We start from the raw sequence: 13,971 nt of genomic DNA on the forward strand, positions 1-13,971 counted from the left end.
CAAGTGAAAATCCGCGAATGATGATGGTAGTTTTCACAAATAGCTAAAAATAAGAAAAGCAGCCCGATTAGACTGCTTTCTTGTGATCCCGCTGGGGCTTCCCGATATCAACTCGCTCCGAGTCGTTTCATCGGGACAGGCTTCTCGCCCATTCCCATCGTTTTCCAATAAGTGATCCCGCTGGGGCTCGAACCCAGGACCCATACATTAAAAGTGTATTGCTCTACCAGCTGAGCTACGGAATCGGTAATTCTTAATAAAATAAAAAGCGGAACGTAATTCCGCTTTAAAGAAGTGATCCTGTCAGGACTCGAACCTGAAACCTACTGCTTAGAAGGCAGTTGCTCTATCCAGTTGAGCTACAGGACCTGGATAAAATTTTGACAACTCAAAAAGAATTGCCAAAGGTGAATAAAGTCGGGGTGGCAGGATTCGAACCTACGACCTCCTGCTCCCAAAGCAGGCGCGATACCGGGCTACGCTACACCCCGAAACTTTCTTTTTTTGAACTCAAATACTTTTTAACTCCTTGCAAGTTAAACTTTGTGATCCTGCTGGGGCTTCCCGATATCAACTCGCTTCGTTTCATCGGGACAGGCTTCTCGCCCTTTTCCATTGTTTTCTAATAAGTGATCCCGCTGGGGCTCGAACCCAGGACCCATACATTAAAAGTGTATTGCTCTACCAGCTGAGCTACGGAATCATATTGACTGAAAATTTTCAGAAATTTTAACCACTATTTGGTGGTTTTTATCCTTTCAAATTGACTCCTTGGCCTTGCTTTTTGCCAGATCATTGCCGTAATTGGACTGCAAATTTAAGCTACTGATTTATAAATGCCAAACCCTAATTCAATCTTTCTTACAAAACTTTTCATATTTTTTGTCCTCCTTTTGCAAAGTATTAATTGTCAGGCAGATGTACAGGATATTGAAAGAGCAGATTCTTTGTTTCAGATCAGAAGTTACAAGGAAGCGATGGAAATTTATCAACAAAACTATCAACTAGGAATTTATTCGCCTGCGATGCTACTTAAAATGTCTTTTATTTCAGAGGGAATTGGGGACAAAGAACTTGCTACCCTTTATCTCAGTAAATACTATGATTTAAGCCCCAATACACAGACCATATCTAAAATAAAAAATCTTACTGGACAAAGTAATTTGGTCGGGTATGAGGTCAGCGATGCGGAAAGGTTTATTCTTTTCCTAGTGGAGTATAAAGAAATATTGGTTGGTACTTTGGCTGTTTTTCTCCTTATTTCCCTAATTATGCTTTGGATAAATGGTAGTAAAGTTCCTGAGGCCAGATATTATTGGCCATCCTTCTTTTTGATTATTCTCATCTTTATTACAAATAATTTTCTTAATGCACCCAGAACTGCATTGATCACTCAAAGTCCAACAATAATTGTTTCCAAACCCTCAGCAGGAGGAGAATTTGTAGACAGGGTTGAACCTGGCCATCGGGTAAAGATTAAATCAAGTAAGGATATTTGGTTTGAAGTGGAATGGAAAAATCGGACAGCTTACATTAAAAAAGATAATGTCACAAGATTGTGAATAATCCCAGAAAAAAGGCTCTCAAATTTGAGAGCCTTTTTCGTTATAATTTTTTAATCATTAAGTTTTTAAAGTAGACAAGATCTCCATGATCCTGAAGCGAGATTTTCCCCTTTTTGAAGGTGCCAAAACCTGGCATATCTTTAAATTTACTATCGGCAATGAGAGCCTCCCATTCTGGAGTCCATAAGGTAGTACTTACTACAGTTGTACCATTTAGAATTAGTTCAAGCTTTCCATGGTCTGCAATTATCTCTGCTTGATTCCACTCACCCCATGGCTTAACTGTCTCTTCACTGCTTACAATCAGATCATATAAATCACCTGCTCTGTGGCTAATGATCTTAGCGTCTGGGTGACCTTCATTATCCAATACTTGCATCTCCATGCCTGTATTCCAAGGATATTGATACTCTGGAGATTCATGGACATAAAAAATAACGCCACTGTTTCCATTTTCTCCGATTTTCCAATCGTATTTAAAGTGAAAATTTTCGAATTCCTCATCGGTAACTATGTCACCACCGTCACCTGTTTGCCAACCGTCTTTATTTCCAGCATCTAAATAAATGGATCCTTCTTCGTCAATTTTCCATGCTTTTCCAACTTCACCGCCACCGTATTTATGCCATCCGTCAAAAGTCACTCCATCTGAAAGTGAAATCCATTCTGATTTTTGGGCTTCTTGACTTTCTGCAATTTCAGCGGTTTCAGTCTCAACAGATTTTTCTCCTGAACCAGATGCAAAAATTCCAACGATAGCCAAAACGGCCAAATATCTTTTGTTCATCCTCTTATTTTTTTAATAATAATACGTAAGCAACCATATCCTTTGCATCCTCTAGTGTAACATTTGGATGTGGAGGCATAGGTACTTCTCCCCAAACTCCAACTCCCCCTGCAATTACCTTTTCAGCTAGCATGTTAATATTCTCCTCTGTATTCTCATACTTCGCAGCTACATCTGCATAGGAAGGTCCTACAATCTTTCTTTCTACCATATGGCAGGAGGTACAATCAGATGTTTTTAATTTGGCAAGTCCCTTGATATAAATAGGATCATCCTTATACATTTCTTCAAGACTCATTTCTTTCGCAGGTTCGGCAGGAGCAGTTTCTACTGTAGCTGTTGATTCAGCTGATTTTTCTCCACCTCCACATGCGAAAGCTAATCCTGCCAATGCGGCAAGTCCTAGGTTTAACGGTTTTGTGATTTTCATTTTTATGTAATTAATAATTGTTTTTAAATCCCTAAAATTTTCTTGTTAAAAGCTTCATCAGCTCCCACCCCAGCAAAATCATCAAAAGCTTTTTCTGTCACTCTTATAATGTGAGAATCAATAAATGGTGCCCCTTCAGCGGCTCCTTGTTCTGGGTGTTTAATTGCACATTCCCATTCAAGAACTGCCCAACCATCATAATCATACTGCGAAAGTTTGCTAAAAATTCCTGCAAAATCAACCTGCCCATCTCCTAAAGATCTGAAACGGCCTGCTCTTTCTACCCATCCCTGGAATCCACCATATACTCCTTGCTTCCCAGTAGGGTTGAATTCAGCATCTTTTACGTGAAACATTTTGATTCTTTCATGATAGAAATCAATGAATTGCAAGTAATCTAAGCATTGTAAAACAAAGTGACTTGGGTCATAAAGAATATTTGCTCTTTTATGTCCATTTACTTTATCTAAAAACATTTCGAAAGTAATTCCATCATGGAGATCTTCTCCAGGGTGAAGTTCATAACAGACATCTACCCCATTTTTATCGAATTCATCCAAAATTGGAGTCCATCTTTTTGCAAGTTCGGTAAAGCCAGTCTCCACCAAACCAGCAGGTCTTTGAGGCCAAGGGTAGACAGTATGCCACATAAGCGCACCGCTGAATGTAGCATGAGCAGTTAATCCCATATTTTGAGATGCTTTTGCGGCATACATCAATTGCTGGGTAGCCCATTCAGATTTACCCTTAAGATTACCGGCAAGATTTGCAGGAGCAAAACCATCAAACAATTCATTATATGCAGGATGAACAGCTACTAATTGTCCTTGAAGGTGGGTGGAAAGTTCTGTTATCTGCATTCCAGTAGCCTCTACGATTCCTTTTATCTCATCGGCATAGGTTTTACTTTCAGCAGCTTTTTGAAGGTCAATTAATCTACCGTCCCAAGAAGGTATCTGTACTCCTTTGTAGCCTAAACCAGCTACCCACTCACAAATATTCTTAAGGTTGTTAAATGGAGCTTGATCATCTGCAAACTGCGCGAGAAAAATGGCAGGTCCTTTAATAGTTTTCATATTCAATTTTAGTTTTTGCCAACTCAATCCAAATTATTAACTATATGGGGACTGATTGGTTTTCGGTTTGATTTTTGAGTTTTTGATAATTTATTTTTCAACGATAAATGGCGTCCACTTCTGATCGGAATCATTACTTTTCAATACATGATCAATAAAAGCCATTCCTCTGATTCCATCCTCAATTCCTGGGAAATCTTTCCATTCTTGTTTGGGAGTTTCTCCATTTCTTTCGGCATAAATGCATCTGGCAAAATTTCTATACAAGTTAGCAAAGGCTTCGACATATCCCTCAGGATGTCCTGCAGGAGTTCTTGTATTTTCATTTGCTAAAGACCCTAAGTAACCTGTTCCCGCCCTATAAATTTGATCTGGCTTATCCGGCCATCGAACTAATAAGGTGTTATTTAGCTCTTGTTCCCATTCCAAACCTCCTTTTTCTCCATATACTCGAACTTTTAAATTGTTCTCTGCTCCAGTATCGGTTTGAGATGCCATTAAAACTCCCGAAGCACCATTTTCGAAACGCATTAAAACTACACCATCATCATCAATAGGTCTACCATCAATCTTAATGTATAAATCCGCACAAACATGACTTACTTTTTCCCCAGTTACATACTCTGCCATATGGAATGCATGAGTACCAATATCTCCCATACAACCAGCTAGGCCATTTCTTTTGGGATCAGTTCTCCAAGCTGCCTGTTTATTGTTCTCGGTTTCCAATAACTTCCATAGCCAGCCCTGAGGATATTCTACGTACACTTTTCTTACTTTCCCGATTTCACCATTGGCAATCATTTGCTTGGCCTGCTTGATCATAGGATAGCCGGAATAGGTATGTGTCAATAAAAATTGTTTATCGGAGTTTTTGACTACATGGTAAAGTTCCTTTGCTTCAGAATAGTTAAGTGTTAAAGGCTTATCTAATGCTACATGAAAGCCATGCTTAAGTGCTTTAACTGTAGGGTCAAAATGAACATTATTTGGAGTTACAATACAAACCACATCAATTCTCTCAGATTCTGGAAGTAGCAATTCCTTCTCAAACATTTCATCATAGCTATTATAAACTCGATCTGGAGGAAGCATTAATTCTTCTCCTCTGATTTTTGATTTTTCGGGATTTGAGCTAAATGCACCTGCAGCAAGTTCAAACATTCCGTCCATCAAAGCTCCATTTAAATGAATAGCTCCTATAAATGATCCAGGACCTCCGCCAATTAGGCCTAGCTTAAGTTTTTTTGATGTATTCATGGGTAAAAAGAGTAGATTTTTCTGATTTTAAAAGATTGAATTAATTGATTCTAAATTGAAAATCCTTTGTACTTTAAGTGAGTCGATTGATTAATTGATCAATAGCTTCGACAAGTTATGAGTGGCTATTTAATATCCTCATAATTCCCGAAGCTTGAATTGCTTTAGAGCAGCTCAAAATACAGTAAATTGATAAAAATTTAAACTTTCATCTCCAAATACAATAAATCTCGCCCATTTAACCTCAATTTAAAATGAAATTAATAACCAAATTACAGCTCTCTTTGATGATGTTTTTAGAATTTTTTATTTGGGGAGCTTGGTTTGTAACATTAGGGACATTTTTGGGATCGAACTTACAAGCTAAGGATTCAGAAATTTCCCTTGCATTTTCTACCCAGTCTTTCGGGGCGATTATAGCACCTTTTATAGTGGGGATGATTGCTGATAGATATTTTAATGCAGAAAAAATCCTAGGAATAATTCATATCCTTGGCGGAATTCTGATGTATTGGCTTTACAATACTACCGAATTCGCAATTTTTTTCCCGATTCTTTTGGGTTACATGATTTTGTTTATGCCAACATTGGCCTTGGTAAATTCCATTTCTTTTAATCAAATGTTGAGCCCAGAAAAAGAGTTTTCTGTCATTCGCGTTTGGGGAACAGTAGGTTGGATAGCAGCAGGAATCATGATTAGCTTTTTTGGATGGGATAGTCAGGAGGGCTTGAGTCAGGGGCTTCTTAAAAACACGCTCTTGGTAACCTCAGGGATGTCGATATTTTTAGGTTTTTACAGTTTTTCTCTTCCAAAAACCCCTCCAAAAGGAAAACTTTCAGGTCAATTCTCAGTTTCTAAAGCATTGGGATTGGATGCTTTATCTCTTTTGAAGCATAGGAATTTCGCCATTTTCTTTATCTCTTCAATTTTGATATGTATTCCCTTGGCTTTTTACTACCAAAATACCAGTCCGTTTTTGACGGAAATAGGTTTAGAAAATTCGACTGGAAAAATGGCATTTGGGCAGGTGTCAGAAGTGGTCTTTATGTTAGCTCTTCCAATTTTCTTTTCCAAATTTGGTGTAAAAAAGACGTTGATTGTAGCGATGATTGCATGGGCATTGAGGTATTTTCTTTTTGCCTTCGGAAATGTTGATTCTGGAGTTTGGATGCTTTTGCTGGGAATTGTATTGCACGGCATCTGTTATGATTTCTTTTTTGTGAGCGGTCAGATATATACAGACTCACATGCAGGAGAAAAGTATAAATCCTCGGCACAGGGCATGATTACCCTTGCTACCTATGGAGTAGGAATGTTAATTGGTTTTTGGATTGCGGGTTTGGTTTCCGAAAACTATGCAGATTTGGATGGAAATCATGATTGGAAATCAATTTGGTTGATTCCTTCTGGTATTTCCGTTTTGGTTTTGTTATTTTTCATTTCTCTTTTCAAAGATGAAAGAAAAATCTCTACCCAATAACCTAAATTTAAAAGATATGACATTTGATTCAGGAAGACGTTCTTCGTTTAAAAAAATGCTCGTTGGAGGTGCTTCCCTTGGAACTCTAACTAGTTTCGATTCTAAAAATATGATGCCAGCAGAGCTGAAAGGAAATATTAATCATGGCGTTTGTCACTGGTGTTTTCGCGATTACAGTTTAGATGATTTTTGCGCAGAAGCTAAAAAAATTGGCATCAAAGGAGTGGATTTGATAGGACCAAACAATTGGGAAATTTTAAAAAAACATGGCCTTGATTCATCCATGTGCAATGGTGCGGAAATCAACTTGGTAGATGGGTTTGGGGAAACCAAATTTCATGATCAGTTAGTCAAAAATTATACAGAGGTTATTCCTTTAGTAGCCGAAGCTGGTTATAAAAATCTGATTTGCTTCTCAGGTAACAGAAGAGGCATGGATGATGAAACTGGATTAAAAAACTGTCAGGCTGGGCTGGAAAGAATCATGCCTATTGCAGAAAAGCATGGTGTCATGATTCAAATGGAATTACTAAATAGTAAGATTAATCATATAGATTATTTATGTGACAGAACCTCTTTTGGGGTGGAGTTATGTAAAAGATTAGGAAGTCCTAATTTCAAACTTCTATTTGATATTTACCACATGCAAATTGACGAAGGTGACCTAATTAGAAATATTACTGATTATCATGAATATATTGGTCATTACCATACAGCAGGAAATCCAGGTAGAAATGAATTAGGTGATGATCAAGAAATTAATTACCCAGCAGTAATGAGAGCAATTGTTGCTACAGGATATACTGGATACGTTTCTCATGAATTTATCCCTAAAAAAGAAGATAAGATAGCATCCCTTGCTGAGGGAGTTGCTATTTGTGATGTATAAACCAAATAACTAACAAATACCATATTTATGGCAAATCAAGCATATGATGCAATTGTAGTTGGCTCCGGGATAAGTGGAGGTTGGGCTGCAAAGGAACTTACAGAAAAAGGCCTCAAGGTTCTCATGTTGGAGAGAGGGCCGATGGTAGAGCATGTAAAAGATTATAAAACTGCTACTCTTCCTCCTTGGGAAGTCCCACATAGAGGAAGAAGAACTCAGGAACAATTGGAAAATCATCCAAACTTGAGAAGAGATTATGTACTGAATGAGTTAAACCTAGATTGGTGGGCTCATGAAGATGATTCTCCATATGTAGAAGAAAAACCTTTTACCTGGTTTAGAGGGTATCAGGTAGGAGGAAGATCACTTCTCTGGGGTAGACAGTCTTATAGATGGTCGGACCTGGATTTTGAAGGAAATGTAAAAGAAGGAATTGCAGTAGATTGGCCTATTAGATATAAGGACATTGCTCCTTGGTATTCTTATGTAGAGAAATTTGCGGGGGTTTCTGGTTCCAAAGATGGTTTGGATGTCTTACCAGATGGGGAGTTTATGCCTCCAATGCCAATGAACTGCGTGGAAAAAGATGCTGCAGAAAAAATCAAAGATCACTATAAAGGTGCCAGAACCTGGACTATTGGTCGGCCTGCCAATATAACGCAGCCACTTCCGGGAAGACCAGGTTGCCAGTATAGAAATAAATGTTCTCTTGGATGCCCTTTTGGAGGTTATTTTAGTACGCAGGCATCTACTTTACCGGCTGCAGAAGCTACTGGAAACCTTACCTTAAGACCTTGGTCTATTGTGAGAAGAGTTATCTATGACAAAGACACTAAAAAAGCTACTGGAGTAGAAGTGTTGGATGCGGAGACTAACCAAACTGTAGAATACGATGCGAAGATTGTATTCCTATGTGCTTCAGCTTTCAACTCAACCGCAATTTTGATGAGATCTGCAACTGATGTTTGGCCGGGCGGTTTGGGAAGTAGTTCAGGTGAACTTGGACATAATGTGATGGATCACCATTTCAGATTAGGAGCAAGAGGTACCATGGAAGGGTATGACGATAAATATTATTTCGGAAGAAGACCAACAGGGCTTTATATTCCAAGGTTCCGAAATGTAAATGGAGATAAAAGAGATTATCTCAGAGGATTCGGTTACCAAGGAGGAGCCAGCCGAAGCGGATGGAGCAGAGATGTCGCCGAACTTAATTTTGGAGCACCTTTGAAAGAAGCTTTGACTAAGCCAGGACCATGGTCAATGGGAATTACAGCCTTTGGAGAAATCCTTCCTTATCATGAAAATACTATTAAATTAAGTGATACTGTAAAGGATAAATGGGGAATGGAGTCACTTGTGATGAATGCTGAAATCAAGGACAATGAAATCAAAATGAGAAAAGACATGATGGCTGATGCAGCCGAAATGTTAGAAGTTGCCGGTTTTAAAGACGTTCAAGAATATGATGCTGGATATACCTTTGGTCAAGGAATTCACGAAATGGGTACAGCGAGAATGGGTAGAGATCCCAAAACTTCTGTTCTAAATGGAAACAACCAAGTATGGGAAGCTAAAAACGTTTTCGTAACAGATGGAGCGTGTATGACTTCTGCTGCTGCGGTGAATCCATCATTGACCTATATGGCATTAACTGCCAGAGCTGCAGCATTTGCAGTGGATGAATTGAAAAAAGGAAATCTCTAATTTAAACGACGGAAACTATGACTATGAATAGAAGAGACGCATTAAAAAGCGTAGTTCTGATGATGGGAGGAACCATGGTAGGAGCCACAGCGATCCTGACAGGTTGTACTCCAGAAAATCAAATCGAAGGCTTGGATTTTAAGCCTGAGGATATCGCTTTCCTAGATGAGATTGGAGATACTATTATTCCTGCTACCGATACTCCCGGAGCAAAAGCTGCAGGAATCGGTTCATTTATGGTGATGATGGTGAAGGACTGTTATGATGCCAATCAACAGAAAACTTTTGTAGATGGATTAAATACCATAAACAAGGAATTTAAAGCTGAAAATGGTAAAGCATTTGTTGATGCTTCTGCTGAGGAAAGGATTGCATATTTGAATAAAATGTATGAAACAGCTAAAGCTAGCGGCGATCGTAAGCCAGAGGTAATTTATATGTTAAAAGACTTAACTGTTTTAGGATATTTCACCTCTGAAATCGGAGCGACACAAGCATTGAATTATGTGGAAGTTCCTGGCAGGTTTGATCCTTGTATTCCATACAATCCAGGAGATAAAGCATACGCTGTTTAATATTTAAACCAAACCTAATAAGCCTGCTCCTTAAAAAGGGCGGGCTTTTTTATGATATGAGAAACCCTAGAAGAAATTTTATAAAAATAGGTACGATGTTCGGAGTAGGTTCTGCTTTTATGCCTTTGCAATTTTGTTCACCATCAAAAAAGGAGGAGCAACAATCTTTGTCAAAATCCTCAGAAGAAAGAAAGTCAAAGCTTCAATCCTTTGGAATTCAATTGTATTCTGTGAAAGATGAAATGGCTAAAGATCCGAAGGCAACGATGACAGCTTTGGCTGGTTTTGGATATAATCAATTTGAAGGTTTTGATGGAGGTAAAGGAGTTTTATGGGGAATGAAGCCGGCTGAGTTTAAAGCTTTGAATACTGACTTGGGAGTGAGAATGGTTGCATCTCACGCCAATGTTTTTGAAAATCTAGATTCCCAAGCAGTCGATGCGAAAGAAGCTGGTTTGGATTATCTCATTTGTCCATGGATTGGTCCACAAAAATCAATTGATGAATATAAAATGATGGCAGAAAAGTTTAACCAGGTAGGGGAAACATTGAAGTCGCATGGTTTGAAATTCGCCTATCACAACCATGATTATACTTTCGTGACACTGGATGCAATTATACCTCAAGATATATTGATGGAAAATACAGATCCTGCATTGGTGGATTTTGAAATGGATATGTATTGGGTATACGTGGCGGGGGTTGATCCTTCTGATTATATGTCTAAGTATCCAGGTAGGTTTAAGCTATGTCATTTAAAAGATGCGGAAGAGGATAAAGGTAACGGTGAAGAAAGAGGTGTCCTTCTAGGTAATGGAGAAATTCCATTTTCTGACTTGGTGAAAAAATCCAAAGACCTTGGGATGGAATATTTTATTGTAGAGCAAGAGCGATTTGTAGGCACTAACCCGATGGAGGCAGCCGAGAAGAATGCTATTTACTTAAAAAACACATTTGAGTTTTGATTAATAGAAAATGTCTTGCTTTTTAGGTTGTCCTCTGAAAAGGAAAATGTAGATCACAATAATCAAGATAATCAGTAAAGCTACTTCAAATTGCGCCCAAATTTGAGATCGGTTGATTTGAACTTTTGCTTTGCTGATTAGCTTTTGTCCTTCATCCATCTGAATTTTACTCAGGTTTTCCAGATCAGTTTTGGCTAAAGCAATTTTTTGATCATATAGTTTTACCTGATTGGAATTAACTCCCGATGAATCAGTAAAAAGCAATTCATAGTTTTTGATATTTAAATCGTTTTCTATTATCCGTTTAAAATCTGCCAAATAATCTGATTCATCTGCAGTCAGATTAGTTTTTTCAAAATCAACAATCAATTCCATGATTCCATTTTCATGACCCTGGATCTCATTGATTACTCTAGAGTAATCATAATCGAGGTTACAATGATCAATTAGTTTTTGAATGGAAAACAGTCTATCAGAAATCTGGAAAATATATCCTTCCACTACAAGCCTGTCATTATAAACTTCTGTAAAAGTTCTACTTATGCTTTTAAATGCCTGTCTTTCAGTTAGATTTTTCCCGTAAATCAAAAGCAAAAGAACTGATATTATGGCGATTGCCTGAAATTTCTTCTTTTTTAAACCAGAATTATTCATCGTTTTCTATTTATTCAATTTCTTATTCAAAGTTTTTTTTGTTATAAACCCGAACATAATCTATTTCCATTTTCTGTGGCCAAATAGTCGGGTCAACCCCTTGCTGACCTCCCCATCCTCCTCCTACTGCAATATTCAAGATTAAATGAAAAGGTTCATCAAATGGCCATTCTTTATAATTATCACTTGACTTTTCAAATGTGAAGTAAAGCTTATTGTCAATATAAAAATCGATTTTTTCTTTGTTCCATTCAATTGAATAAACGTGAAACTCCGTATTAAATTCAGGAACCATTCGGAAGCCCCCTTTTTGAGTCCCGATTTTATGATTAAAAGCTTCGGTATGTACAGTACCATGAACTTTCCCAGGATCGAAGCCAACATGCTCCATGATATCGATTTCTCCATTTGCTGGCCAACCCCCAAATTTATTTTCTTCAGCAAGCATCCAAATGGCTGGCCAAGTTCCTCTACCAGTGGGAAGTTTAGCTTTTACTTCTATATAACCATATTTCCAAAAAGCCTTCCCTTTTGTAACCAACCTAGCAGAGGTATAGCCTTTTGGGTAATTGGAGTCTTTCTTTGCCTCAATTATTAATTTCCCGTCTTCTACTCTTGCATTTTCAAGCCTAGCTTCAGAATAAAACTGAAGTTCCTGATTTCCCCAACCGTGATCCCCAACATTATAACTCCAGTTTTTTGGATTGGGTAAACCATCTTTTTCAAATTCATCGGCCCAAATTAGTTTTGCCTTTTGAGCAAAAATCTGATTGCTCATCAGAAGTAGAAATAGAATGGATAACTTTTTCATAGATTTAATAATAGTGGGAAAATACAAAAACTTAAATAATTAAGTAGTGTTTTTATAAGAGTTGGGAAGTCAATACTTGAATTGCCAATTGTACAGACATTATTTGTAATTTAGCTCGCATATAAACCCAAAGAAAATGGCATATTATTATCGGTTGGGAGAAATACCTCCCAAAAGACATACGCAATTCCGTCAACCTGATGGCACTCTTTACAAAGAAGAATTGGTGAGTTCGAAAGGCTTTTCCGGCATCTATTCAAACTTATATCATATCAACAATCCCAATCAGGTTAAATCTATTGGAACTCCAACTCCTTATTCATGGGAGCCTGTGAAAGAACATGGTTTAAACCAAACCCACTTGAAAACTTCTGATGTAGATATTACTGGAGAAGATTATTTGAGTGCCAGGAAAATGCTTATGATGAATTCTGATGTGATGATGGGTATTTGTACACCCAGAAATCGCAAAATGGATTTCTACTTTAAGAATGCTGATGGAGACGAACTAATCTATATCCACGATGGAGAAGGTGTTTTGTATTCTCAATTTGGGAAGTTGACGGTAAGGAAAGGAGATTATATAGTCATTCCGAGAACTACCATTTATCGATTTGAATTTAAAGAAGAAGGTCCTTTAAGACTTTTAGTTATTGAATCCCATGGTCCAATAGAAACTGTAAAAAGATACAGAAATGAAGTTGGGCAATTATTGGAGCACTCACCTTATTGTGAGCGGGATATTCGTACACCCGAAGCTCTTCATATTGAAAGAGAGAAAAGGGATTATCTGATTCAGATAAAAAAACAAGGTATGCTACATCCTTATACTTATGGACATAGCCCTTTAGATATTGTAGGATGGGATGGGTATTTGTATCCTTATGCCTTATCTATTTATGATTTTGAACCAATCACAGGCAGAATTCATCAACCACCACCAGTGCATCAGACTTTTCAGGCCTGGGGTTTTGTGATTTGTTCTTTTGTGCCAAGATTATTTGATTATCACCCTTTGGCTATTCCTGCTCCTTATAATCATTCCAATATTGATTCAGATGAAGTCTTGTATTACGCAGAAGGAGAATTTATGAGCAGAAAAGGAATTGATAGAGGATCTTTCACCATTCATATGGGAGGTTTGCCACATGGGCCTCATCCTGGTACAGTGGAAAAATCGATAGGAGCAAAATCTACTGAAGAATATGCGGTAATGCTTGATACTTTTAAATCACTTCAAATAACTACGGAGGCATTAGAGTTTGTAGATAAAAATTATCCGATGAGTTGGTCTGAATAAGGATAAAAAAAGAGCCTGAAAATAATACATTCAGGCTCTTTTTGATTTCATCCAAAATTCTATTTGTCTGTAATTTCAGTTATCGGTTGGCCGGTTGCTCCATTTGGTAATTTTATATCCAACATCATTGAAAGTGTTGGCGCTATATCTGTGATTGTTGCATAACGAGAGCTTTCTCCTTTGGGTACATTCCAACCATAAAATACTATTGGTACATTGGTGTCATAGGAATAACCAGTTCCATGAGAAGTTCCACGAGCTCCTCCGGTTAGCCAACCTGGCTCAAGAACCAACAAAATATCACCCGATGCTTTGTGATTGAATCCCATTTGAAGTTTTGCCGCTCTGCCTTGAGTAAATTCAGAGTTTTTCATGGCATAGGCTGTGTAAACCTCTTTTATTCCACGGAACTTCATTAGAAAATTGGCAATATCTTCCTGCATGTCTCTAAGGTTTAATCCTTTTTCTCTA

Annotated in this window: 13 protein-coding genes, 4 tRNA genes and 1 pseudogene; 7 read left to right on the forward strand and 11 right to left on the reverse strand. The window is 37.8% G+C overall.

Going from position 1 to position 13,971, the window contains the following annotated elements:
- Positions 1–172: 172 nt before the first annotated feature.
- The 4 genes from Q0L68_RS08975 to Q0L68_RS08990 all read right to left on the reverse strand — a co-directional run bounded on the left by Q0L68_RS08975 (position 173) and on the right by Q0L68_RS08990 (position 703).
- Positions 173–245 (reverse strand) — tRNA-Lys (locus tag Q0L68_RS08975).
- Between the two features lie 50 nt (positions 246–295).
- A tRNA-Arg gene (locus tag Q0L68_RS08980) sits at positions 296–369 on the reverse strand.
- Positions 370–417: 48 nt separating this feature from the next.
- A tRNA-Pro gene (locus tag Q0L68_RS08985) sits at positions 418–491 on the reverse strand.
- Between the two features lie 139 nt (positions 492–630).
- A tRNA-Lys gene (locus Q0L68_RS08990) sits at positions 631–703 on the reverse strand.
- A 190-nt stretch (positions 704–893) separates the two neighbouring features.
- On the opposite strand from Q0L68_RS08990, the gene Q0L68_RS08995 reads away from it, so the two are divergent.
- Entirely contained in the window at positions 894–1,562 is a 669-nt protein-coding gene (locus tag Q0L68_RS08995; protein ID WP_366938378.1) for an SH3 domain-containing protein, read from the forward strand.
- A 43-nt stretch (positions 1,563–1,605) separates the two neighbouring features.
- On the opposite strand, the gene Q0L68_RS09000 is transcribed toward Q0L68_RS08995, so the two are convergent.
- From Q0L68_RS09000 to Q0L68_RS09015, 4 genes are all read right to left on the reverse strand, one after another.
- Positions 1,606–2,352 (reverse strand): DUF1080 domain-containing protein, encoded by a 747-nt coding sequence (locus Q0L68_RS09000; RefSeq protein ID WP_296701911.1) that lies wholly within the window; start codon positions 2,350–2,352, stop codon positions 1,606–1,608.
- A 4-nt stretch (positions 2,353–2,356) separates the two neighbouring features.
- Positions 2,357–2,782, reverse strand: a complete 426-nt coding sequence (locus tag Q0L68_RS09005) for a c-type cytochrome (RefSeq protein ID WP_296701914.1) — start codon at positions 2,780–2,782, stop codon at positions 2,357–2,359.
- A 23-nt stretch (positions 2,783–2,805) separates the two neighbouring features.
- Positions 2,806–3,858 (reverse strand): sugar phosphate isomerase/epimerase, encoded by a 1,053-nt coding sequence (locus Q0L68_RS09010; RefSeq protein ID WP_296701917.1) that lies wholly within the window; start codon positions 3,856–3,858, stop codon positions 2,806–2,808.
- Between the two features lie 90 nt (positions 3,859–3,948).
- Positions 3,949–5,118: a Gfo/Idh/MocA family oxidoreductase gene (locus tag Q0L68_RS09015; protein WP_296701919.1), complete on the reverse strand. Its 1,170-nt coding sequence runs from the start codon at positions 5,116–5,118 to the stop codon at positions 3,949–3,951.
- Positions 5,119–5,372: 254 nt separating this feature from the next.
- On the opposite strand from Q0L68_RS09015, the gene Q0L68_RS09020 reads away from it, so the two are divergent.
- Genes Q0L68_RS09020 through Q0L68_RS09040 form a run of 5 tightly spaced genes read left to right on the forward strand, consistent with a single transcriptional unit; the run spans position 5,373 to position 10,735 of the window.
- Positions 5,373–6,599 carry a nucleoside permease gene (locus tag Q0L68_RS09020; protein WP_296701922.1) on the forward strand — a complete coding sequence of 409 codons (1,227 nt, stop codon included), beginning with the start codon at positions 5,373–5,375 and terminating at the stop codon, positions 6,597–6,599.
- Between the two features lie 16 nt (positions 6,600–6,615).
- Positions 6,616–7,488, forward strand: a complete 873-nt coding sequence (locus Q0L68_RS09025) for a TIM barrel protein (protein WP_296701925.1) — start codon at positions 6,616–6,618, stop codon at positions 7,486–7,488.
- 27 nt (positions 7,489–7,515) lie between these two features.
- The gene (locus tag Q0L68_RS09030; protein WP_296701927.1) at positions 7,516–9,195 is read left to right on the forward strand and encodes a GMC family oxidoreductase; all 1,680 of its coding nucleotides are present in this window, start codon (positions 7,516–7,518) and stop codon (positions 9,193–9,195) included.
- A 17-nt stretch (positions 9,196–9,212) separates the two neighbouring features.
- The gene (locus Q0L68_RS09035; protein WP_296701929.1) at positions 9,213–9,770 is read left to right on the forward strand and encodes a gluconate 2-dehydrogenase subunit 3 family protein; all 558 of its coding nucleotides are present in this window, start codon (positions 9,213–9,215) and stop codon (positions 9,768–9,770) included.
- Between the two features lie 56 nt (positions 9,771–9,826).
- Positions 9,827–10,735: a sugar phosphate isomerase/epimerase gene (locus tag Q0L68_RS09040; protein WP_296701931.1), complete on the forward strand. Its 909-nt coding sequence runs from the start codon at positions 9,827–9,829 to the stop codon at positions 10,733–10,735.
- Here Q0L68_RS09040 and Q0L68_RS09045 read toward each other — a convergent pair whose 3' ends face one another.
- Positions 10,736–11,389, reverse strand: a complete 654-nt coding sequence (locus Q0L68_RS09045) for an MCP four helix bundle domain-containing protein (RefSeq protein WP_296701933.1) — start codon at positions 11,387–11,389, stop codon at positions 10,736–10,738.
- Positions 11,390–11,411: 22 nt separating this feature from the next.
- The gene (locus Q0L68_RS09050; protein ID WP_296701936.1) at positions 11,412–12,200 is read right to left on the reverse strand and encodes a glycoside hydrolase family 16 protein; all 789 of its coding nucleotides are present in this window, start codon (positions 12,198–12,200) and stop codon (positions 11,412–11,414) included.
- 136 nt (positions 12,201–12,336) lie between these two features.
- On the opposite strand from Q0L68_RS09050, the gene Q0L68_RS09055 reads away from it, so the two are divergent.
- Positions 12,337–13,500 carry a homogentisate 1,2-dioxygenase gene (locus Q0L68_RS09055; RefSeq protein ID WP_296701938.1) on the forward strand — a complete coding sequence of 388 codons (1,164 nt, stop codon included), beginning with the start codon at positions 12,337–12,339 and terminating at the stop codon, positions 13,498–13,500.
- 59 nt (positions 13,501–13,559) lie between these two features.
- Here Q0L68_RS09055 and Q0L68_RS09060 read toward each other — a convergent pair.
- Positions 13,560–13,971: pseudogene (locus tag Q0L68_RS09060) on the reverse strand (alkaline phosphatase family protein); the annotation flags it as partial.

It is taken from the genome of Algoriphagus sp. (genome assembly GCF_024642405.1).
GTDB lineage: Bacteria > Bacteroidota > Bacteroidia > Cytophagales > Cyclobacteriaceae > Algoriphagus.